The following is a 21,093-nucleotide window of genomic DNA, read 5'->3' as shown; positions in this document are numbered from 1 at the left end:
CAGGATTTGGTTTCGTGTTGGTTTCCATTGACAAACCCACAGAATCAAAGATAAAGTCAAGTAACTCAACATCATGTGATGCGAGTCACTACCAGAAATACGCAACGGAGGGTATGTGTTTGCCGAGGAGCGCCAGCAGAAGATTGCCGACCTTGTGGCCGGCAATGGCAGGGTGAGCGTCACCCTGCTGGCCGAGCGCTTCAACATCACCACCGAAACCGTCCGCCGGGACCTCGCCGCGCTGGAGAACGCCGGCACCATCCGCCGCGTCCATGGCGGCGCCGTGGCCCCGGACCGCTTCAGCACCACCGAGGAAAGCGTCACCGCCCGCGCTATCCAGCGCCCCGACCAGAAGGTCCGGATCGCCGAGGCCGCACTGGCCCTGATCCCCCGCAATTCCCACGCCAGCATCCTGATCGACGGCGGAACCACCACGGAAGTGCTCGCCGGCCTGCTGGCCCGTCGCGCCGCCGTCGTACCTTCCGACGCGCACCTCCCCGAAGGCCGGGATACCGACGGCGCCGAACTGGTGGCCATCACCCACGCCGTCCCCATCGCCGCCAAGCTCTCCGCCGTCCCCGGGATCGCGCTGCAGATCCTGGGCGGACGGGTCCGCGGCCTGACGCAGGTTGCGGTAGGACACGGAACGGTGGAAGCCGCGGCCCGTATCCGCCCGGACATCGCGTTCGTGGGCACCAACGGCGTGCACGCCACCTTCGGGCTGAGCACCCCGGACGCCGAAGAGGCTGCCGTCAAGGCCGCTTTCGTCCACTCCGCCCGCCGCATCGTGGTGCTGGCCGATTCCTCCAAGCTGGACACGGAAACCCTGGTCCAGTTCGCCTCCCTGAAAGACCTGGACACCTTGATTACAGACAGCGAACCCGGCCCCGAACTCGCGGCCGCCCTGGACGAGGCCGGCGTAGACGTGGTGGTCGCATGATCGTCACCTTTACGGCCAACCCCAGCCTGGACCGCACGGTGGCCCTCCCCGGACCCCTGGAACGCGGCGAAGTGCAGCGGGCCGTCTCCGTCAGCCAGGAATCCGGCGGTAAGGGCGTCAACGTCTCACGCGCGCTGGTGGCATCCGGCCTGGATTCCGTGGCCGTCCTCCCCGGCGGTGACGGCGACCCGGTCCTGGCCGGCCTGCGCGACCACGCGGTCCCCTTCGTCTCACTGCCCATCGCCGAGCCACTGCGGACCAACGTGGCGCTCACCGAGCCGGGCGGCGTGACCACCAAGATCAACGAACCCGGGCCCACGCTGGATGAAGGCCAGCAGGAAGCCCTCATCACACTGCTGCTGGAACGCTCCCGCGGCGCCCGCTGGGTGGTCCTGGCAGGCTCGTTGCCGCCCGGCTTCCCCGCGGATTTCTATTCCACCGTGACGCAGCGCCTGCGTTCCACGGACGACGGCGCCGCCCCCCTGGTCGCCGTCGACTCGTCCGGGCAGCCACTCGCCGCAGCCGTTTCCAGCGGCGCGGCAGGCATGCCGGACCTCCTGAAGCCCAATGCCGAAGAACTGGCGGAACTGGCTGCTGCAGCAGGCTTCGCCCCGGCCACCGCTGAACAGCTCGAAGCGGATCCGGAGGCAGCCGCCCGGGCCGCCGCCGCCGTCGTGCGTTCCGGTGTGGGTGCTGTGCTGGCAACTCTCGGATCCAAGGGAGCTGTCCTTGTAACGGCCGACGGCGCGTGGCTGGCCACGCATCCGCCGGTCGCCGCGGTGAGCACGGTAGGTGCGGGCGATTCCGCTCTGGCCGGCTACCTGCTCGCCCACGGCCGGGGCGCCGCCCCGGCCGATTGCCTACGACAGGCAGTGGCCCACGGTGCCGCCGCCGCTTCCCTGCCCGGATCCACTGTTCCGGCAGTCAACCAAACCACCCCGGATGCCGTAACCATCACGGCCCTTCGAAAGGATTGACAGTGACCCAGCTCATCACCACGGAACTGGTCGAGCTCGACCAGAACCTGGGCAACTCACCCGAAGCGGTGATCCGGCACCTGGCAAGCAAGGTTGCTGCCGCCGGACGCGCGTCCGAGGTTGAAGGCCTCTTCACCGACGCATACGCCCGCGAACAGAAGACCGCCACCGGTATCCCCGGTGGCATCGCGATCCCGCACTGCCGCTCAGCCGCCGTCACCGAGCCTGCCCTGGCCATGGCCCGGCTTAACCCGAAGGTGGATTTCGGCGCCAAGGACGGCCCCGCTGACCTGGTGTTCTTCATCGCCGCCCCGGACGGCGCAGACCAGGAGCATCTGAAGCTGCTCTCCAAGCTGGCCCGCTCGCTCATCAAGAAGGACTTTACGGCCGCCCTGCGCGCCGCTTCTTCCGGGGAAGAGATCGTGGCGCTGGTGGAGGGCGCCCTGGCAGACAAGCCGGCCGCACACGCAGCCGCTGCGCCGGTTGACGCTGCGCCTGCTGCCCCTGTTGCCGAGCCCGCCCCCACCGCCGCGGCACCCAAGCGACTCGTAGCCGTCACCGCCTGCCCCACCGGCATCGCGCACACTTACATGGCCGCCGACTCACTCGTAGCTGCAGCCCAGGAAGCCGGCGTGGACCTGCAGGTGGAGACGCAGGGTTCCTCAGGCGCCAAGCCGCTGGACCCGGCCGTCATCGCCGCCGCGGACGCCGTGATCTTCGCAGTAGACGTGGACGTGCGCGGCAAGGAGCGCTTCGCCGGCAAGCCCGTCATCAACGCACCCGTGAAGCGCGGCATCGACGAACCCGCCAAGATGGTCCAGGAAGCCCTCGCGGCCGCCACGGACCCCAATGCCCGCCGCGTCCCGCACTTCGGTGCGGAGGAACAGGCCGAGCAGGCGGCAGCCGAAAAGGGCGAGCACATCGGCCAGAAGCTGAAGCGCGCCCTGCTGACCGGCGTCAGCTACATGATCCCGTTCGTGGCCGGTGGCGGCCTGCTCATCGCCCTGGGCTTCCTGCTGGGCGGCTACGACATCACCGATGTCGCGGACAAGGTGGTCCTGGAGAACAGCTTCGGCAACCTTCCCGAGGGCGGCCTCGCCGCTTACCTGGGTGCCGTGTTCTTCAAGATCGGCGCCCTGTCCATGGGCTTCCTGGTCCCGGCACTGGCAGGTTACATCGCCTACGCCATCGCCGACCGTCCCGGCATCGCACCGGGCTTCGTTGCCGGCGCAGTTGCCGGGTTCATGGGTGCCGGATTCCTGGGCGGCATCGTGGGCGGCCTTCTGGCCGGCTACATCGCCCATGTGATCGGCAGCTGGTCGGTTCCGCGCTGGCTGCGCGGCCTGATGCCCGTAGTGATCATCCCGCTGCTCGCTTCCATCGTGGCGTCCGGCCTGATGTTCCTGGTGCTCGGCGGACCCATCGCCGGCATCACCGCCGGACTGAACTCCTGGCTGTCGGGCATGACCGGCGCATCCGCCGTCGTGCTGGGAATCATCCTGGGCCTCATGATGTGCTTCGACCTGGGCGGACCCGTGAACAAGGTGGCCTACGCCTTCGCCGTCGCCGGCCTGAGCGCGGGCAGTGCAGACAACCAGGCGCCATGGCAGATAATGGCCACCGTCATGGCCGCGGGCATGGTTCCGCCGCTTGCCATGGCCCTGGCCACCGTCCTGGACAGGAAGCTCTTTAGCCTGGCCGAGCGCGAAAACGGCAAGGCCGCCTGGCTGTTGGGCGCGTCCTTCATCTCCGAAGGCGCCATCCCGTTCGCTGCTGCCGACCCGCTGCGCGTCCTTCCGGCCAGCATGCTGGGCGGCGCCCTCACCGGTGCGCTGACCATGGCGTTCGGCGTTACCTCGCAGGCACCTCACGGTGGTATTTTCGTATTCTTCGCCATCGGCAACCTGCTGATGTTCGTGGTTTCGATCATCGCCGGTGCCGTGGTCAGCGCACTGACCGTGATCGCGCTCAAGCGCTGGGCCGCTCCGAAGAGCACTGCTACGGTGGAGACCGTTCCCGCGACGGTCTGACCCCGCAGCACCCCCGATTCCAACGGTCCCACGCAACACGGGGCCGCAAGCCAAAGGAGCAACAATGCCAGAACGCACCGCAACAGTCGCCAGCCGGGTTGGCCTGCACGCCCGCCCCGCCGCGATTTTCGCAGAGGCAGCCGGAGAGTTCGACCTCGACATCACCATCGCCCGCGAAGGCGAGCCCGCTGACGAGGCCATGGACGCGGCCAGCATCCTGTCCCTCATGAGCCTGGGTGCCGCCCACGGCGACGTGGTGGTCCTCCGTGCCGAAGGCGACGGCGCTGACAGCGCCCTGGACCGCCTGGTCCAGATCCTGGAAACGGATCACGACGCCGAGTAGCAGCACCGGTGCCCTGCGCACCTGACCCGACGGCCGCCGTCGGACGTCTTTTCCCCGGAACCTTTCCCCGAAGTTGCCCGGAAGAAGCGCCCGACGGCGGCTGCCGCGGTTTAAGCGCGGGGTTGGGTTAGCGGGGCTTCCTGGCCGTTAAGAGCAGGTACTCCCATTCCATCTGGAAAGGGGCGTCGCCGTGCGAGTCACCGAAGGCCTCAGCCAGCTCCAGGAGGGCCTGGTCCAATGCCTTGACCTTGTCCATGTCGCCGGCCAGGTACTTGTAGACGGCGATGGTGGGTCCGTAATGCGATTTGAAGTAGCGGACGAAGTCCTCCGGGCCGGGGAAGCTCCGGACGGCGAGCTGCCGGCGCCGGCCCTGCACGTCTGTGACCCGGTCCCCCAGCAGCGCACGGACATGTTCCTCGTCCCCCCATAGCGGCGGGGGTTGGGCACCCGGCGGCGGCGGCGGGGCGAAGGGCTGCATGGCCGTAAACATCTGCCCCACGAAGCTTTCCGGCGTCCAGCTCAGCAGGCCGATGGTGCCCCCCGGCGCGCAGACGCGGACCAGTTCATCCGCCGCGGCCTGGTGGTGCGGGGCGAACATGACGCCCACGCAGGAGATCACGGCGTCGAACGCACCGTCATCGAACGGCAGGGCCTCGGCGTCCGCTTCCACCCACTCGACGCCGACTCCCCGTTCGGCGGCCTGGCGGCGGCCGGCCTCGAAGAGTTCGGGGGTGAGGTCCGACGCCACCACCCGCGCGCCCATCAACGCTGCCGGAATGGCGGCGTTTCCCGCTCCGGCAGCGACGTCCAGGACTCGCTGGCGGGCCCTGATGCCGCAGGCTTCCACCAGGACGGCACCGAGTTCGGGAATCAGCTCTCCGGCGAGCGCCGGGTAGTCCCCCGAGGCCCACATTGCCCGGTGCTTCTGTTTGAGCACACGGTCTGCTTCCGCCGCCCGCTCCGTGTCCTTCGTGTGGCTCATCCCGGGTCCTCTCCCGCGAAGGTATCCCCGCGGACTCGATGCGACTCATTGTGGACGCACGCGCACCGGCTGTAAAGGTTCGGTGCCGCAGGTGCCGTGCCGGAAAGGTCCTTGAACCACGCGAGGGGCGCGCCTAGCGTGGAACCATCAGCAGCCGCGAACCGAGGAGGGCGCCATGCCGGCCAAGAAGAACCCCAGCCTGAAGGACCCAGAGCTCTACGAGGAACTGCGCGAGGACGGCGCGTCCAAGCAGAAAGCCGCCAGGATCTCCAACGCGGCGGCGAAGAAGGGCCGCTCCGCCGTTGGGCACAAGGGCGGAAAGTCGGGAAGCTACGAGGACTGGACCGTCCCCGAGCTGAAGGCAAAGGCCAAGGACATCGGCCTCACGGGCTACTCGAAAAAGAAGAAGAGCGAGCTCATTTCCGCACTGCGCAACTCCTGAGTCTCGCCTGCTCCTGATCGGGTCAGGCTCCTTTCCGGGCCCGCGCGGCGCTGGACTTGGTCCCGGTGGATTTGGCCGCCGTCGACTTCGCTCCCGTGGACTTGGCCGTGGTGGACTTGGCCGGGGCTTTCGCGGTCCCGCTCTTTGCCGCCGTGCTCTTCGCAGCGGCGGTCTTCGCCGTGCTCTTGGCTGCGGGCTTCCTGGCCGCGGTGGTTTCCTTGCCCTCCGAAGCCTTGGCCCGGGAGGTGCCCCGGGCGGGAGCCTTGCCGTCCCCGCCCTCGTGCGCGCCGTCGTCGTCCGCGTCCGCTTCCTTGGTATCTGCCCCGGACTCCGCGCCGCGCTTCCGGTCGAGGCTCCGCTTGAGGGCCTCCATCAGGTCGATGACCTCGCCCTTGCCGCCCTCGCCTGCCTCAGCGCCGAAGGTCTCCTCAGTGTCCAGCGACTCACCCTGCTCAAGCTTTGCCTCAATGAGCTGGCGCAGCTGCACCTGGTACTCGTCCGTGAAGGACGCGGGCTCGAAGTCGGCCGCCATGGACTCCACCAGCGCCGCGGACATCTCCCGTTCCTGGGCGGAGATCCGTATGGACGTGTCCAGCGCGGGGAAGTTGACCTCGCGCACCTCGTCCGGCCAGAGGAGCGACTGCAGGACCAGGACGTCGTCCTTGATGCGCAGCGCGCCCAGCCGGGTCTTCTCCCGCAGCGCGAACTGCACGATGGCCACCCGGTCCGTGTCCTCCAGCGCCTTGCGCAGCAGCACGTAGGCCTTGGGCGACTTGGAATCGGGCTCCAGGTAGTAGCTCTTCTCGAACATCATCGGCTCGAGCTGCTCCGACGGGACGAACTGGACCACTTCAATTTCGTGGCTGTTCTCCGCCGGGATGGACTTGAGCTCGTCCTTGGAGAGGACCACCGTCCGGCCGTCTTCCTCGTACGCCTTCTCGATGTCCGAGTAGTCGATGACCTGGCTGCACACCTCGCAACGCCGCTGGTAACGGATGCGTCCGCCGTCAGCGTTGTGGACCTGGTGCAGACTGATGTCATGATCCTCAGTGGCGCTGTAGACCTTGACGGGCACGTTGACCAGCCCAAACGCGATGGCACCTTTCCAGATGGCTCTCATCCCTCAAGTGAACATCACACCGGGCCGGAGGTGAAGCCCCGTGGCCGGCAGTAAGGAACGCGTCCGGGTCGCGGGACGGGAACTGACGCTCACCAACCTGGACAAAATCATCTATCCGGACACCGGAACCACCAAGGCGGACGTCCTGGCCTACTACGCCGCCGTGGCCCACGTCCTGGTCCCCGCAGCCGCCAACCGGCCGGCCACCCGGAAGCGCTGGGTCAACGGCGTGGGCACGGCGGACAAGCCCGGCGAGGTGTTCTTCCAGAAGAACCTGGACGACTCCGCCCCGGGCTGGGTGCCCCGCGCCGAAATCACGCACAAGGAGCGGACCATCACCTACCCGCTGGTCAACGATCCGGCCACCCTGGCCTGGTTCGGGCAGATCAATTCCCTGGAAATCCATGTCCCGCAGTGGCAGGTGGATTCGCACGGCAACGCACTGAATCCGGACCGGCTGGTGTTGGACCTGGACCCAGGCGACGGGGCAGGCCTGGCCGAGTGCCGCGAGGTGGCTCTGCTGGCACGGGCCATCCTGCAGGACGTGGGCCTGGACCCGGTTCCCGTGACCAGCGGCAGCAAGGGCATCCACCTGTACGCGGCGCTGGATGGCACCCAGAGTTCGGAGCAGGTTTCCGCGTTCGCCAAGGAGCTGGCCCGCGCCCTTGAGGCGGACCACCCGGACCTGGCCGTCAGCGACATGAAGAAGACGCTGCGCACCGGCAAGGTCCTGGTGGACTGGAGCCAGAACAGCGCCGCCAAAACCACCGTGGTCCCCTACTCGCTGCGCGGCCGTCCCACTCCCTTGGTCGCAGCACCACGGACCTGGCGGGAGATCAGTTCAACCAGCCTGAAGCACCTCGACTACCGCGAGGTGATGCGGCGGGTGCGGGACGGGAAGGACCCGTTCGCCGCCGTCGTCAAGGCTGCCGGAGGTGCTGCCGAGGGGGCGGCGCAGGACGCCAACCCCCGTCTGGCCAAGTACCGCAGGATGCGGGACCCCGCGGCGACGCCCGAACCGTTCACCGGCGAGGGCGGAAGCGGCAATTCCTTCGTGATCCAGGAGCACCACGCCAGCCGCCTGCACTACGACTTCCGGCTGGAGCACGACGGCGTGCTGGTCTCCTGGGCGCTTCCCAAGGGCGTCCCCGAAACCGGCGGCAAGAACCACCTGGCGGTGCAGACCGAGGACCACCCGCTCGACTACGCCACCTTCGAAGGGACCATCCCCAAAGGCGAGTACGGTGCCGGCGAGGTAACCATCTGGGACCACGGCACCTACGAGCTGCACAAGTGGATCAACGGGAAGGAAGTCATTGCCACTCTCACCGGGTCCGAGGGCGGCGGCCTGGGCGGGACGCGCAAGTTCGCGCTGATCAACACGGGGCGCGGCAAGGGACCGGACGCCGAGGGGCAGTGGCTCATCCACCTGATGGAGCAGGAGCAGAAGGGCGGACGACGGCGGCCCGCGGCTCCCGCGGCGGCGTCACCGCAGGAGGCGGCGGCTAAGTCCGAAGCATCTAAAGAGGGAGCGCCCAAGGCGACGGCCTCCGCGGGTGGGGAACCCGCCGTCGACCCCCTCGAGTTCCGGCCGATGATGGCGACGTCCGGCGGAACCGCGGATCTGCAGGGCAGCGACTGGCAGTTCGAGCTGAAATGGGACGGCGTGCGGGCCGTCCTGGTGGCGGACCGGGAACGGATCCGGATCTTCAGCCGCAACGGCAATGATGTCACGCGCACCTATCCGGAATTCGCGGACCGCGGGAGCTGGCCGGAAGAGCCGTTCGTGGCGGACGGCGAAATCATCGCGCCGGGCCCCGGAGGCCGGCCCGACTTCGGCCTGCTGCAGGGGCGGATGAAGCTGACCCGGCCCGCCGACGTCGCGAAGGCCCAGGCGGCCATCCCGGTGCGGCTCCTGCTTTTCGACCTGCTGTACGACGGCGGAACGGACCTTCGCAGGCTCGGCTTCACCCAACGCAGGGCCCGGCTGGAGGAATTCTTCGGCTCGGCTGCTGTCGGGCAGGACATGGCGGTGGAACTTTCCCCGGTGCTGCCGGACAAGGTGGAGCACATCCTGGAAAGCGCACGGGAACTGGGACTCGAGGGTGTGATGGCCAAGCGGACGGACAGCCGCTACGTCAGCGGGCAACGGACGCGCACCTGGATCAAGCTCAAGGTGGAGCAGACGCAGGAAGTGGTGGTGGGCGGCTGGCGGCCCGGGAAGGGCGGCCGTCAGGACACCGTGGGGTCACTGCTGGTGGGGATACCGGACGGTGACAAGCTGCAGTACGTGGGGCGGGTGGGCAGCGGATTCAGCGGCCGCGAACTGGCTGAACTGCGGCAGACCGTGGACCCGCTGGCCCGGAAAACGTCGCCCTTCCACGACGTCCCCCGGCCGGATTCCGCGGACGCGCACTGGATCACCCCGCAGCTGGTGGGCGAAGTCTCCTACAGCGAATGGACCGGACCCGGCCGGCTGCGGCACCCCGTGTGGCGGGGCTGGCGGCTGGACAAGGACCCGGACGAGGTGGTCCGGGAGGGCTGAGCCGCGGTGTTCGACCCCCATATTCCCTGGCGACGCGCAGATTCCCTGGCGCACCGGATATTCGGTGGGCGCCAGGGAATCTGCGCGTCGATTTCAAATTTGGGTGTCGGCAGTCCTACGAGGAGTGCGGCATCTGCGGCCGGCTGGTGCGGTGGACAGCGGTGACCGCGGCCTCGTGGCCCATGCGGCCGTGCCCCGCGCCACGGTCCTTGGGGTGGCGGCGCTTGCCGTTGCCATCGGGCCAGGAGTTCTGCTGCGGAGCACCGCCAAACCGGACCGGCGCCGGTCCGGCCGTGTCCGGGGCGTTCATTGAAGCTGCCAGGTGGTCAGCCACCTCGGGTGCAAGTGCAGGTTTTTGGTGAGCCATTGTTCTTCCTTTCCGCCGTTGTGAATGGAGTTCTTCCCCTGGGGACGGGGCAGGCTTGGAGGAACATCCGATGGCAGGCGTGCGCCTAGCCGAAGGGGTGAGTTTCCATGGATCAACGATAGGCACGCCGGGCGCGTCTGGGAACCCCGCGGAGGCTTCCAACACCGGAGTTTTATCCCTTTTTTCCGGGCCAGCGAAGGCAGGCTGCACCGAGGACCACGCACGACATCCAGAGTGCCCCGCTGGGACCCACCGGAGCGGCCAGCAGACCGGCTGCGGCCGGCAAGGTGACCTGCCCTATCCGGTTGCCCAGCAGGCGAAGGGCGAGCGCCGCGCCGCGCGAGGCCGCTGGAACCGCCTGCGTGACAAGGGTCATCGTGATGGGCTGGCCCAGGCCAAGGAAGAACCCGCCGAGCGCCAGCAGGATCCCTGCCGCCAAGGGACGTTCAAAAAGCCACGGCACAAGGGCCAGGGCAGTCCCCGCTCCGGCAAGACTTGCCAGCACAAGCCGCGGACGGCTCCAACGGGCCACGAGCAGCGGCAGCAGCAGTCTCGATGCGATCGAGGCGGCGGCCCTCGCGGCGAGGAGGACGCCGACCACTGCCGGCGGGACGCCCTTGGCTTCGCCCAGGAGCGGGAGGAAGGCGACCAGGATGTCCGTGGTGGCAAGAAGCGCCAGGCTCGCCACCATGTTGGTCTTCACGCCTGGATAGCGCAGCAGCGCGGCAATGGAGACCGGCCGGGCATCCGGCACCGGCTGCCCGGCCTTTGGCCCGCCGGGGGCACCCCGGGCTGCGGTCCCGAAGGCGAGCGGAACAGCGAAGAACGCAATGGCACCGGCCATGACCAGGCCGGCGTTGGAGTCCGCCAGACGAACGCCGGCCGGCGCTCCTCCCGTGTCGCCCATGGCGAGGCCGGCAAGGAGCGGGCCGATCATTTGACCCACGGCAAAGGATGCCGTGAACCAGCCAAAGGCAGCATCCATGCGGTCCAGGGGAACGAAACGGGCGATCGCCGACTGGCCGGCGATCGTGAAGAAAAGATGCCCGAGGCCGAGCACGGCGCTGGCCGCCGCAACGAGGAGAAGCGACGAGGACGCGAAGAGCACGAACGGGCCGGCGGCCAGCAGCAGGGTGCCGGCAGCCACCATCCCGCGCAGCGAACTGCGCCGGTCGGACACCCTGCCGAGCCACAGAGCCGCCGCAACGGGAACCAGCGCGTACGACGCCGACGTGAGGCCCACGGTGAGCGAGTCACCCCCGAGGGCCAGGACCTTGTAGGAGATCAGCGGGCGGGCAAGGTTCAGGGCAACCTGGCAGAGGACGGCGGACGCTATCAGCATCCACAGCCATCGCGTCGACCGCGATCGGTTCTTACTCAAGGGGCCCCCTATTTGAAGTCGGCGCTGCTTTCTTTCGCAACTTCCAGCAGCGTCGCCTGGAACGCGATTTCGGCCGCGGCCCTGACCCGGTCGTGCCGGTGGGCCAGAAGCACCCGCCGGGACGGGGCACTGCTGCCCAGCGACACAATGCTGACGCCCGGGTGCTTATTCACAACTGCCGTCCGCGGGGCCAGCGCTATGCCCAGGCCCACGCTGACCATGGCCTGGGCCTCCTGGTAGTCGTTGGCGTGGAACGAAATCTTCGGCTCGAACCCGGCAGCCTGGGCGCTTCTGTGCAGCACTTCGACAACCGGGTGGTCCTGCTCGCGGACGATCCACTCTTCGTGCGCCAGGTCGGCCATGTCCACCTGCTTGCGGCGCGCGAGCCGGTGTTCCTTGCCGACGATAAGCGCAGTGGAATCTTCGAACACCGTGGTCAGCGCAAAGTTCTCCGGGCTGAGCCGGTTCCACTCGTAATCCCACAGCAGCGACATGCCCACCTGGCCGTTTTCAAGCATCTCGATCAGGTCATCGAACCGGCTGCTCCGGACGTGCAGTTCGATAGCCGGGTACTGGGCTTTGAACCTGCTGATGACCAGGGGCAGGAACGAACCGCCGAGGGTGGGGAAGGTCCCCAGGGTAAGGCTGCCGCGGTTGAGGCCCGCGATTTCGGCCAGGTCCGCCTCGGCGGCTGCCATCTGGCGCAGGATCCTGCGGGCATGGGCCGTCAGGACGTGTCCGGCGTCCGTTGGCACCATCCCCCGGGCCTGGCGTTGCAGGAGTGGCTGGCCAACCTCCGCTTCCAGGCGGCGCAACTGCTGGGATACGCCGGACGGTGAATAGACATGTTTTTCCGCTGCGGCAGTGATCGAGCCGAGCTCGACGACGTCGAGCAGGAGCTCGAGCCTCCTGATGTTCAGCATTCGCAGAACCGCCTTTGAAGTGTTGATTAACCCCGTCCGACAATTCTATACATATCCTTCATCTTCAGCGGAAAATCATGGTTAACCACCCAGCTCTTGCGGCTCCGGCGACCACTAAGGGTCACCTCTGCGCTCCGAGTCGCCGCAGTGAATGAAGTAAAACTGCAAGTATATGCATTTTTTCGTGATTGTAATTCATCCATGACGAGCCCCACACTGGGTTAGGCCATGAGGCCGCCGGCCCGGTAAGCGGGCCAGAGAAAGGTGTTGAAAGCAATCATGTTCAAGATTCCGGCCACGTGGATGCGCGGAGGAACCAGCAAGTGCTGGGTGTTCGAATGGGACCACCTCCAGGTTCCCGGGAAGACCGTGGACGAAGTACTCCTCCGGCTTTTCGGCAGCCCTGACCACCGTCAGATCGACGGCGTCGGCGGAGGCACGTCCACCACCAGCAAGGCCGTCATCCTGTCCCGGTCCGTCAGCGCCGAGGCAGACGTGGACTACACGTTCGCGCAGGTGGGTGTGGAAGAGCAGAAGGTGGACTGGGCCAGCAACTGCGGCAACTGTTCCGCAGTGGTGGCGCCTTACGCGATTGAGCGGGGGTGGGTCGCCGCCGGTGCGGACAGCACGTCGGTCCGGACGCTGAACACCAACACCAACCAGCTCATCCTGCAAAAGGTGGACACCCCCCAGGGGGAACTGCTGTACCCGGGAAACCAGCTGATCCCCGGAGTCCCCTTCCCCGGCATGGCGGTGGGAATGGGGTTCTTCGATCCTGCAGGAAGGACCACCGGCAAGCTCTTTCCCACCGGGGACCCGGTGGACAAACTGGACTTCGACGGCAGGCAGGTGGCGGTCACGCTCATCGATGCAGGAGCCCCGCTGGTCATCGTGGAAGCCGAGTCGGTAGGCCTGACCGGCCACGAGACCGCCGCAGACATCGATACCCGGGCAGACCTGCTGGCGCACCTCGACAACCTCCGCCGGGATGCCGCAGTCCGGATGGGCCTCGCATCCACCCGCGCCGCGGCAGAACGCGCCATCCCCAAGCTGGCGCTTGCGGCCAGGGCCGGGGAAGCGGACGAGGCCGACGTCGTGGTCCGGATGCTTTCCATGGGCCGCCTGCACCCCGCCCTCGCAATCACCGGCAGCGTGGCACTGACCATGGCGGCGCAGCACGCCGGAACGGTGATGACCAGTCTGGTTTCCACCGACGTCTCAGCCGGAGTCACCATGCGGACCCCCGCCGGCCTGGTGCAGACCTGGTCGGAAACCATCGACGGCGCCACGGTGGTGGGCGCACTGCGAAGCGCCCGCAGGATCGCGGACGCCGAGCTCCTCCTCCCGGACACCTGGTAGCCCCACTAAACAGGCCACCCCAAATCCGCCGCGGCTCCCCGCGCAGGCGGCTTACAATCAAAGGACATCCTCAATGACGAGTCAGAAAACATACGTGGAACCCCCCGGTCCGTCATATGACACCCCCACCGCCGAGCAACCGGAACCTCCGAAGCACTCCCGGCGAACCATACTGGCCGTAGTTGCCTCCTTCGCCGCGCTCGGCGTCGCTACCACAGTGGTGGGCGGCGGCCTGCTGAACCCGCCCTCCAGCACCGAAGACGGCAACTTCAGCGGCGAGACCCTGGAATTCCTCATCCCCCTCGCTTCCGGCGGCGGAACAGACACCTGGGCGCGGTTCATCGGCACCGAACTGACCCACTACATCCCCGGCAGCCCGGGATTTGCCCCCGTCAACGAGCCGGGTGGCGAAGGTATCTCAGGCACCAACAAGTTTGCCCGCTCGGCAAAAGCCGACGGCACGGAAATCCTCGTCGGGACCGCCTCCACAGTAGTGCCCTGGGTCCTGGGGCGCTCGGCCGTCCGGTACTCCTTCGAGGACCTCAAGCCGGTGGTGGTCAACGGCACCGGCGGCGTTATCTACGCCCGGACCGAGGCCGGCGTGAACGGGGTCGAGGACCTGGTGAACAGGGACAAGCCCCTGGAGTTCGGTGGCATCAGCGCCACCGGGCTGGACATCACCACCCTGGTCGCTTTCGACCTGCTCGAGGCGGAGGTCACCTCCACCTTTGGCTTTGAAGGCCGGGGGCCGGTGAACCTGGCGCTGCAGCGCGGCGAAATCGACCTGGACTACCAGACCACGTCCGCCTACGGTTCGGCCGTCAAGGGCATCGTCGAAGAAGGCAAGGCGACGGTGCTGATGTCCTTCGGCCAGCTGGACGGGTCCGGCGAAGTGGTCCGCGACCCCAATTTCCCTGACGTCCCCACCGTCCCCGAGGCCTACGAACGCCTCCACGGCAAGAAGCCCTCGGGCGAGAAGTTCGAGGCCTACAAGACCCTGTTGGGCCTCACCTACACCTACCAGAAGGGCCTGTGGGTCCCGCAGGAGACGCCGGAAAAGGCTGTCACGCTCCTGCGGGAGTCCAGCGAAAAGCTGGGCGCCGACAAAGAATTCCAAGACAAGGCCGCCAAGGTCCTCGGCGGCTACCCGCTCGTGGCCGACGCCGGCATGGCCGACCGCGTCCGGGACGCCTACACCGTCAGCAGCTCTGTCAGGTCCTATGTCCAGGAACTGCTCGAGAGCAACTACGACATCCACGTTGAATAAGGACAATCATGCTTGATTCCGCTATGGCAGCGCTGGCGTCACTCGCTGACCCTTCCCTGCTCCTCATGCTCCTGATCGGCGTTGTGGCCGGTCTGGTCATGGGCCTCATTCCCGGCCTGGGCGGCACCGGTGCGGTCGCCATCCTCCTCCCCATCACCTTCGGCATGGAACCGCCCCAGGCTCTGGCGCTCCTGATCGGCGCGCTGGCAGTGGTCCATACCTCGGACACCGTCTCGGCTGTCCTGCTGGGCGCCCCCGGCTCGGCGTCGGCCAGTGTCACCATGCTGGACGGATATTCGATGGCGAAAAAGGGTGAGGCTGCGCGTGCCCTCACGCTGGCCTTCCTGTCGTCCATGGCCGGCGGCATCATCGGTGCCATCGGCCTGACCCTCGCCATTCCCCTCGCCCGGCCGCTCGTGCTCTCCTTCGCCAGCCCCGAATTGTTCATGCTGACGGTCCTGGGCGTCGCACTCGCCGCGGTCCTCTCCCGCGGCAACATCATCAAGGGCGTTTCGGCCGGCCTCCTCGGCCTTATCCTCGGCATGGTGGGCACCTCGCCCACCACCGCGGAGGAGCGCTTCACCTTCGGCAGCCTCTTCCTCGGTGACGGACTCTCCCTCGTGGCTGTTGCCCTGGGCATCTTCGGCCTGGCTGAAATCGCGTCGCGGGCCAGCCAGCGGCGGGGCCAGAAGCAGGACATCAGCCTCGGCGGCGGTTGGGGCAAGGGCATCGTTGAGTGGCTGTCCCACTGGACCCAGGTGATCCGTGGGGCACTGATCGGAATTTGGGCAGGCGTGCTGCCCGGCGTCGGCGCCACCGCCGGAACGTGGCTTGCGTACGGCCAGGCCGTGGCAACAGCGAAGGACAAGCGCAAGTTTGGCAAGGGAGACCCACGCGGCATCGTGGGCCCGGAAAGCGCCAACAACTCCGTTGAAGCCGGGGACCTCATTCCCACGCTGCTCTTCGGCATCCCGGGCGGCGTTCCCTCGGCCATGCTCCTGGGCATGCTCCTGACCTACGGCATCCAGCCGGGGCCGTCCATCATCACGGAGCACCTGGACCTGATGTACCTCATCGTGTGGTCCTTCGCCATTGCGTCCGTCCTCGGCGCCCTGTTCTGCTTCCTCAGCGTCAAGCAGCTGGCCAGGCTCACCAAGGTTCCCTTCGCCGTCCTGGCAGCCGGGCTGGTTGCGGTCATGCTGCTCGGATCCTTCCAGGAGGGCGGCCAGCTTGGCGACCTCTGGATCATGATCATCCTCGGTGTCTTCGGCTGGCTGCTGAAGTCCACCGGCTTCCCCCGCGCCCCGTTCCTGATCGGTTTCGTCCTGGCCATTCCGCTGGAGCGCTACTACTTCCTCACGGACAGCCTCTACAACGGCCTGGACTGGATGGCCCGCCCGGGCGTGCTGGTTTTCCTGGGGATCCTGGTCCTGCCCATGATGTGGGCGTTCATCAAGTTCATCCGCGCCCGCCGCAGCACCAACCTGGACGACGGCCACCGCGACGAACGTCCCGAAGACGACGAGAGCCCGCTGAAGAACTCCACCTGGTCGCTCGCTGCGGCAGGCATCTTCGCCACGGCATTCGCCGCAGCCCTCATCGCCTCGGCATCCTTCTCGCCGGAAGCGCGGCTGGTGCCCCAACTGGTCAGCATCGGCGGCCTGGCATTCTCGGGAATCCTGCTCGCCACGGAAATCAGGTCCCGGCTCCGCGCGCGGACCGCGGGCGCGGGATGGACGCTGGATGCCGGCTTCGCCCTGAAGACGTTCCTGTGGATGACCGGATTCCTGGCCCTCACCGCAGCCTTCGGCTACCTCGTAGCGGTGACCATTTTCATCCCCGCGTTCCTGCTGGTCGTCGCCAGAGCAAGGCTCAAGGTGGCCATCATCTACACCCTGGCCCTGTACGCCGTGCTGCTGGTGTTGCCCTCCCTGCTGCCGATCGACCTGCCGCAGGGCTGGCTCAATACCCTCGTCTAGCCCAGCCCATCCACACCACCTACCGGAGAGAAGCCCAACATGACGGTTCTCGTTGCTTACATACCCTCCCTCGAAGGCCGGGAGGCCCTGACCACGGGCATAGCGGAAGCCCTGCTCAGGAAAACGGACCTGCTCATCGTCAACGTGGGCCGCGGCCACCACGACCTGGAACCAGCGGAAGTGCAGCAGCTGGAATCACAGCTGATGGCGGCCGGGTTGACCCTGACGCTTGAGTCCTCGGTCCTGTCGGATCCCGGCGATGCGGTGATCCAGATCGCGCAGGACCGGAATGTGGACATGATCGTGGTGGGGCTCAGGCACCGTTCGATGGTGGGGAAACTCATCCTCGGCAGCACCGTCCAGCGGATCCTGCTGGACGCCACCTGCCCTGTACTCGCGGTACGCCCGGACAGGCTCTAGGAACTCCACAAGGTGGGCGTACGACGGCGGCAACAGCCGCCGTCGTACGCGTCTGAAAGTGGTGTTCCCCGTCACATTTTCCGCGGGTTTCCGCGGTGAAAGGCCCCAAAAAGGGTCGACAAAAGAAAAATTTAGGTAACGATCCGCTGTGACCGGCCGCTTCCCAGTAATAGCGCGGGGAAAGCGCCGGAAACACGCGCCGCCCATCGGCCGGAAAACAGCCCAAAAACACCCGATCCTACGGCACTCAAGCCGAAAAAGTCTGGGAATCCCCGTAAAATTGAAGGCCTGCCCGGAGCGGGGCAGCTACAAGTCGCAAGCAAATGACCTCCACAGGAGTTGCACAAATGCCCATAGACCGAAGCAATACCGACTCTTCCGCAGGCATCACCACCGCCTCCGGAACCAACCCAGTTACGCCGCCTGGAACCCAGGCGAACGGTACGCAAGTCAACGCGGGCCCGACCGGCCCACGCAAACCCAAGATCCTCGGCCGGCGGCGGCTCAAGGAGTCCGACGTCAACGTCGTGGACCAGCCCATGCTGAAGAAAGCCCTGGGCGGAACCATCGTGGGCAACACGATGGAATGGTACGACGTAGGTGTTTTCGGCTACCTGATCACCACCATGGGCCCGGTCTTCCTCCCGGAATCTGACCCCACCACCCAAACCCTGTTCCTTTTGGGAACGTTCGCCGCCACCTTCATTGCCCGCCCGCTCGGCGGCGTGGTGTTCGGCTGGATGGGCGACAAGATGGGCCGGCAGAAGATCCTTGCGGCCACGTTGATGCTGATGGCCGCGAGCACGTTCGCCATCGGCCTGCTGCCCGGCTACGCACAGATCGGCCTCTGGGCCGCAGCACTGCTGGTGCTGTTGAAGATCGTCCAGGGCTTCTCCACCGGCGGCGAGTACGCCGGCGCCACCACGTTCGTGAGCGAGTACGCCCCGGACAAGCGCCGCGGCTTCTTCGCCAGCTTCCTCGACCTTGGAAGTTACCTGGGCTTTGCCATCGGCGCCGCACTGGTGTCCGCGCTGCAGCTGACCCTGGGCCAGGACGTCATGGAGGACTGGGGCTGGCGGATTCCGTTCCTGATTGCCGGCCCGCTGGGCATCATCGCCATCTACTTCCGCATGCGCATCGAGGAGTCCCCGCAGTTCCAGGCAACCCTGGACGCGCAGGAGGACCTGGCCAAGAACGCCGCGGCCTCCGAGGACGTCACGGCCAAGGGCCCGGTGGGAATCGTCAAGGCCTACTGGCGCTCCATCATCGTGGCCATGATCCTGGTGGCCGCCGCGAACACCGCCGGCTACGCCCTCACCTCGTACATGCCCACGTACCTCACCGAGTCCAAGGGCTATGACCCCGTACACGGCACACTGCTGACGATCCCCGTGCTGGTAGTCATGAGCCTGTGCATCCCGCTGACCGGCAAACTGTCCGACCGGATCGGCCGACGGCCCGTTCTCTGGATCGGCGCCGTGAGCACCGTCCTGCTGGCCATCCCGGCGTTCCTGCTCATCGGCATCGGTGAGATCTGGTCCACGCTGACGGGCCTCGGCCTGATCGCCTTCCCGGTGACCTTCTACGTGGCGAACCTGGCTTCGGCACTGCCGGCCCAGTTCCCCACCTCCAGCCGGTACGGCGCCATGGGCATCGCGTACAACTTCTCCGTGGCCATTTTCGGCGGTACTACTCCGTTTATTGTGGCAGCCCTGATCAGCGCCACCGGCAACGACATGATGCCCGCGTACTACCTGATGGCCACCTCGGCCATCGGTGCCGTGGCCATCTACTTCCTGAAGGAATCGGCCCGGCGCCCGCTGCCGGGCTCCATGCCCAGCGTGGACAGCCAGGCCGAGGCCCGCGAACTGGTTGCCACCCAGGATGAGAACCCGCTGATCGACCTGGACGAACTGCCGTTCGAGACCCAGGACATCACGGACGCCTCCGGATCCGGAAAGGTCCCTGCCGGGGTGTAGCCCCCGCCTCCCGGCCAGGGCACTTCTTGTAGCCCGCGCTCACGAGGCCCGTCCCGCACTTCCCGCCAAGGGAGCGTGCGGGGCGGGCCTTAGCCGTTCCCTGGCGGAGGGCCGTCTTCCGGCGACACAGAATGCATCAGCGAGGCGTTCCCGGAATAATTCGAAGCATATGAAGCGCGTCATGGAACAGGTCCGGGCGCTCCACCGACTGGAACCGGCCAGCAACGACCATCTTGCCGCCCTCCGGGTCGCTGTGAGCGTGGCGGTTCCATCCTTGCTTCTCATGGCGGCCGGGCGGGCCGAGCTGATCATCTACGCCGTGTTCGGCGCCCTGACCGGCATGTATGGCCGGAACGAGCCGCACCAGCTGCGCCTCCGCCACCAGGCCCGGGCTGCCGTGGTGCTGCTGGGCGGCGTCGCCGTAGGCGTCTTTCTTTCCGTCAACCACCTCCACTCCTGGTGGCTTGTGGGCGTTGAAGCCGTCCTGGCCGGGGCGGCCTCGGTGTTCGCGGACCGCGTCCGGCTCCGCCCCAACGGTCCGTTTTTCGGCATCCTCGCGCTGGGCGCCTGCGCCTCCGTCCCGGCGTCCATCCCCTGGTACGCGGCGTTGCTGATCGCGGCGGCGTCGGCCGGCTTCTCGCTTGCCGTGGGCTTCTCCGGCTGGTTCCGCCACAGGGCCTGGCAACGGAGCGCGGCCCGGTCCAGGCAACCGGCGGAACCAGGCGCAGTGCTCATCCACGCCGTCCGTTACGTGCTGGCCGTCGGCGCGGCCGGTGCCGCCGGGGTGCTCGGCGGCAGCGGCCACCCACACTGGGCGATGGCCGCCGCCGCGGTTCCGCTGGCCGGCGCGGACCTCCCCAGCAGCGTCCGCCGCGGCGTCCACCGCATCGTGGGGACGTTCGTCGGGCTGGTGGTGACCGCCGTCGTTATTTGGCCGGAACCCTGGTCCCTGGCAGCGTTGTGGACGCGCTGGCCAGTGCAGTTGCCGGACCACCCGGCCGTGCTGCTGGCGCTTCTGGTGGTCCTCTTTCAGTTCACCACCGAACTGTTCATGACCCGCCACTACGGCTTGGCGATGGTTTCCTTCACCCCGGTAATGCTGCTCATCTCACAGCTGTCCGCGCCGATCGATCCGGGCGTGCTGATCCTGGAACGCGGCGTGGAGACCCTCGTAGGCGCGCTGATGGGCATCACAGTGGTGGTGGCGGTCCGCCGCAGCGGGTCGCGCACCCGCACCGGGCTGCTGGGAAGCACTCTATTTCGGCCGGCGCGGCGGGCCGGCCATTAGCCGGGCCGGGGCCACGCGGGCCAGGGCGGCCACCACCTTGTAGCGCCGGGTCGGGATGGACACGGCTTTGCCGCGCGCGTTGTCCGCCAAGCCTTCCCGAACCACGCGTTCGGCCTGCAGCCAGGCCCACGACGGCGCCACCGACTTGTCCATCCCCATCCGGTCGTGGAACTCGGTGTGCGTGAAGCCCGGGCACACCGCCGTCACACGCACTCCACGGGAACGGTATTCCAGGTTGGCCCACCGGCTGAAGCTCACCAGCCACGCCTTCGCCGCCGAGTACGTGCCGCGCGGCAGGAACGCGGCGATGCTCGCCACGTTGACGATCCGTCCCGCGCCCCGTCCCAGCATGCCGGGCAACGCGGCGTGCGTCAGCACGAGGGCCGCCTCGGTGTGCAGGCGCAGGTGCTGCACCTCTTCCTCTGCCGAATTGTCCTCGAACCGGTGCAGCAGGCCGGTCCCCGCGTTGTTGACCAGGATCCCCACCGGCCGCAGCGGATCGGTGAGGCGGCCGACGACGGCGGCCAGGCCGCCGTCGTCCGTCAGGTCCGCGGGAAGCACCTCAGCCGTGGTTCCGTACCGCAGCTCCAGCTCCGCCGCCACCTCTTCAAGGCGCGCGCGGTTCCGCGCGACGAGGACCAGGGGGTGGCCCTGGGCGGCGAGCTGGCGGGCGAACTCGGTGCCCAACCCGGCGCTGGCTCCGGTGATGAGGGCGGTGTCGGGTGCGGTGGCAGTCATGCTGCCAGCCTAA

At 67.4% G+C, this 21,093-nt stretch carries 18 protein-coding genes; 12 read left to right on the top strand and 6 right to left on the bottom strand.

Annotated elements, in window-relative coordinates; genetic code table 11:
• The first annotated feature begins 115 nt into the window (after positions 1 to 115).
• From ACFWIX_RS13290 to ACFWIX_RS13275, 4 genes are all read left to right on the top strand, one after another.
• The gene (locus ACFWIX_RS13290) at positions 116 to 940 is read left to right on the top strand and encodes a DeoR/GlpR family DNA-binding transcription regulator (RefSeq protein WP_377216598.1); all 825 of its coding nucleotides are present in this window, start codon (positions 116 to 118) and stop codon (positions 938 to 940) included.
• Positions 937 to 1,917 (top strand): 1-phosphofructokinase family hexose kinase, encoded by a 981-nt coding sequence (locus ACFWIX_RS13285; RefSeq protein WP_377216597.1) that lies wholly within the window; start codon positions 937 to 939, stop codon positions 1,915 to 1,917. Before ACFWIX_RS13290 ends, ACFWIX_RS13285 begins: the two co-directional genes overlap by 4 nt.
• A 2-nt stretch (positions 1,918 to 1,919) precedes the next feature.
• Positions 1,920 to 3,947: a fructose-specific PTS transporter subunit EIIC gene (locus tag ACFWIX_RS13280; RefSeq protein WP_377216596.1), complete on the top strand. Its 2,028-nt coding sequence runs from the start codon at positions 1,920 to 1,922 to the stop codon at positions 3,945 to 3,947.
• 64 nt (positions 3,948 to 4,011) lie between these two features.
• A complete protein-coding gene (locus tag ACFWIX_RS13275) occupies positions 4,012 to 4,290 on the top strand; it encodes an HPr family phosphocarrier protein (RefSeq protein WP_377216595.1) in 279 nt (92 codons plus the stop codon).
• A gap of 127 nt (positions 4,291 to 4,417) precedes the next feature.
• Here ACFWIX_RS13275 and ACFWIX_RS13270 read toward each other — a convergent pair whose 3' ends face one another.
• Positions 4,418 to 5,272: a class I SAM-dependent methyltransferase gene (locus ACFWIX_RS13270; protein ID WP_377216594.1), complete on the bottom strand. Its 855-nt coding sequence runs from the start codon at positions 5,270 to 5,272 to the stop codon at positions 4,418 to 4,420.
• A 175-nt stretch (positions 5,273 to 5,447) separates the two neighbouring features.
• Between ACFWIX_RS13270 and ACFWIX_RS13265 the strand changes: the two genes are divergently transcribed.
• The gene (locus tag ACFWIX_RS13265) at positions 5,448 to 5,714 is read left to right on the top strand and encodes a Rho termination factor N-terminal domain-containing protein (protein WP_377216593.1); all 267 of its coding nucleotides are present in this window, start codon (positions 5,448 to 5,450) and stop codon (positions 5,712 to 5,714) included.
• A 22-nt stretch (positions 5,715 to 5,736) separates the two neighbouring features.
• Here ACFWIX_RS13265 and ACFWIX_RS13260 read toward each other — a convergent pair whose 3' ends face one another.
• The gene (locus tag ACFWIX_RS13260; protein ID WP_377216592.1) at positions 5,737 to 6,834 is read right to left on the bottom strand and encodes a Ku protein; all 1,098 of its coding nucleotides are present in this window, start codon (positions 6,832 to 6,834) and stop codon (positions 5,737 to 5,739) included.
• Between the two features lie 40 nt (positions 6,835 to 6,874).
• On the opposite strand from ACFWIX_RS13260, the gene ACFWIX_RS13255 reads away from it, so the two are divergent.
• A complete protein-coding gene (locus ACFWIX_RS13255) occupies positions 6,875 to 9,379 on the top strand; it encodes an ATP-dependent DNA ligase (RefSeq protein WP_377216591.1) in 2,505 nt (834 codons plus the stop codon).
• A 115-nt stretch (positions 9,380 to 9,494) separates the two neighbouring features.
• Here the strand turns inward: ACFWIX_RS13255 and ACFWIX_RS13250 are convergent, their stop codons facing one another.
• The 3 genes from ACFWIX_RS13250 to ACFWIX_RS13240 all read right to left on the bottom strand — a co-directional run bounded on the left by ACFWIX_RS13250 (position 9,495) and on the right by ACFWIX_RS13240 (position 12,050).
• Positions 9,495 to 9,746: a hypothetical protein gene (locus tag ACFWIX_RS13250; protein WP_377216590.1), complete on the bottom strand. Its 252-nt coding sequence runs from the start codon at positions 9,744 to 9,746 to the stop codon at positions 9,495 to 9,497.
• A 172-nt stretch (positions 9,747 to 9,918) separates the two neighbouring features.
• On the bottom strand, positions 9,919 to 11,127 hold the full coding sequence (locus ACFWIX_RS13245; RefSeq protein ID WP_377216589.1) for an MFS transporter: 1,209 nt from the start codon (positions 11,125 to 11,127) through the stop codon (positions 9,919 to 9,921).
• Positions 11,128 to 11,135: 8 nt separating this feature from the next.
• The gene (locus ACFWIX_RS13240; protein WP_377216588.1) at positions 11,136 to 12,050 is read right to left on the bottom strand and encodes a LysR substrate-binding domain-containing protein; all 915 of its coding nucleotides are present in this window, start codon (positions 12,048 to 12,050) and stop codon (positions 11,136 to 11,138) included.
• A 279-nt stretch (positions 12,051 to 12,329) separates the two neighbouring features.
• On the opposite strand from ACFWIX_RS13240, the gene ACFWIX_RS13235 reads away from it, so the two are divergent.
• From ACFWIX_RS13235 to ACFWIX_RS13210, 6 genes are all read left to right on the top strand, one after another.
• Positions 12,330 to 13,409 carry a PrpF domain-containing protein gene (locus ACFWIX_RS13235; protein ID WP_377216587.1) on the top strand — a complete coding sequence of 360 codons (1,080 nt, stop codon included), beginning with the start codon at positions 12,330 to 12,332 and terminating at the stop codon, positions 13,407 to 13,409.
• A gap of 73 nt (positions 13,410 to 13,482) precedes the next feature.
• Complete coding sequence (locus tag ACFWIX_RS13230) at positions 13,483 to 14,676, top strand: Bug family tripartite tricarboxylate transporter substrate binding protein (RefSeq protein WP_377216586.1); 1,194 nt, start codon at positions 13,483 to 13,485, stop codon at positions 14,674 to 14,676.
• 8 nt (positions 14,677 to 14,684) lie between these two features.
• On the top strand, positions 14,685 to 16,655 hold the full coding sequence (locus ACFWIX_RS13225) for a tripartite tricarboxylate transporter permease (RefSeq protein WP_377216585.1): 1,971 nt from the start codon (positions 14,685 to 14,687) through the stop codon (positions 16,653 to 16,655).
• 39 nt (positions 16,656 to 16,694) lie between these two features.
• The gene (locus tag ACFWIX_RS13220; protein ID WP_377216584.1) at positions 16,695 to 17,075 is read left to right on the top strand and encodes a universal stress protein; all 381 of its coding nucleotides are present in this window, start codon (positions 16,695 to 16,697) and stop codon (positions 17,073 to 17,075) included.
• A 347-nt stretch (positions 17,076 to 17,422) separates the two neighbouring features.
• Positions 17,423 to 19,054, top strand: a complete 1,632-nt coding sequence (locus tag ACFWIX_RS13215; RefSeq protein ID WP_377216583.1) for an MFS transporter — start codon at positions 17,423 to 17,425, stop codon at positions 19,052 to 19,054.
• A 169-nt stretch (positions 19,055 to 19,223) separates the two neighbouring features.
• Complete coding sequence (locus ACFWIX_RS13210) at positions 19,224 to 20,342, top strand: FUSC family protein (RefSeq protein WP_377216582.1); 1,119 nt, start codon at positions 19,224 to 19,226, stop codon at positions 20,340 to 20,342.
• On the opposite strand, the gene ACFWIX_RS13205 is transcribed toward ACFWIX_RS13210, so the two are convergent.
• Complete coding sequence (locus ACFWIX_RS13205; RefSeq protein WP_377216581.1) at positions 20,310 to 21,080, bottom strand: SDR family NAD(P)-dependent oxidoreductase; 771 nt, start codon at positions 21,078 to 21,080, stop codon at positions 20,310 to 20,312. The two genes, ACFWIX_RS13210 and ACFWIX_RS13205, sit on opposite strands and share 33 nt — an antisense overlap.
• Positions 21,081 to 21,093 lie beyond the last annotated feature (13 nt).

Source organism: Pseudarthrobacter sp. NPDC058362 (genome assembly GCF_042723515.1).
GTDB lineage: Bacteria > Actinomycetota > Actinomycetes > Actinomycetales > Micrococcaceae > Arthrobacter.
The sequence above is the reverse complement of the archived record's forward strand: the minus strand, read 5'-3'. Positions and strand labels throughout refer to the sequence as shown.

Coding starts and splice junctions, on each gene's coding strand:
- ACFWIX_RS13285 (WP_377216597.1), top strand. CDS start 937: ATGATCGTCACCTTTACGGCCAACCCCAGCCTGGACCGCACGGTGGCC.
- ACFWIX_RS13275 (WP_377216595.1), top strand. CDS start 4,012: ATGCCAGAACGCACCGCAACAGTCGCCAGCCGGGTTGGCCTGCACGCC.
- ACFWIX_RS13270 (WP_377216594.1), bottom strand. CDS start 5,272: ATGAGCCACACGAAGGACACGGAGCGGGCGGCGGAAGCAGACCGTGTG.
- ACFWIX_RS13265 (WP_377216593.1), top strand. CDS start 5,448: ATGCCGGCCAAGAAGAACCCCAGCCTGAAGGACCCAGAGCTCTACGAG.
- ACFWIX_RS13260 (WP_377216592.1), bottom strand. CDS start 6,834: ATGAGAGCCATCTGGAAAGGTGCCATCGCGTTTGGGCTGGTCAACGTG.
- ACFWIX_RS13250 (WP_377216590.1), bottom strand. CDS start 9,746: ATGGCTCACCAAAAACCTGCACTTGCACCCGAGGTGGCTGACCACCTG.
- ACFWIX_RS13240 (WP_377216588.1), bottom strand. CDS start 12,050: ATGCTGAACATCAGGAGGCTCGAGCTCCTGCTCGACGTCGTCGAGCTC.
- ACFWIX_RS13235 (WP_377216587.1), top strand. CDS start 12,330: ATGTTCAAGATTCCGGCCACGTGGATGCGCGGAGGAACCAGCAAGTGC.
- ACFWIX_RS13230 (WP_377216586.1), top strand. CDS start 13,483: ATGACGAGTCAGAAAACATACGTGGAACCCCCCGGTCCGTCATATGAC.
- ACFWIX_RS13225 (WP_377216585.1), top strand. CDS start 14,685: ATGCTTGATTCCGCTATGGCAGCGCTGGCGTCACTCGCTGACCCTTCC.
- ACFWIX_RS13220 (WP_377216584.1), top strand. CDS start 16,695: ATGACGGTTCTCGTTGCTTACATACCCTCCCTCGAAGGCCGGGAGGCC.
- ACFWIX_RS13215 (WP_377216583.1), top strand. CDS start 17,423: ATGCCCATAGACCGAAGCAATACCGACTCTTCCGCAGGCATCACCACC.
- ACFWIX_RS13210 (WP_377216582.1), top strand. CDS start 19,224: ATGAAGCGCGTCATGGAACAGGTCCGGGCGCTCCACCGACTGGAACCG.
- ACFWIX_RS13205 (WP_377216581.1), bottom strand. CDS start 21,080: ATGACTGCCACCGCACCCGACACCGCCCTCATCACCGGAGCCAGCGCC.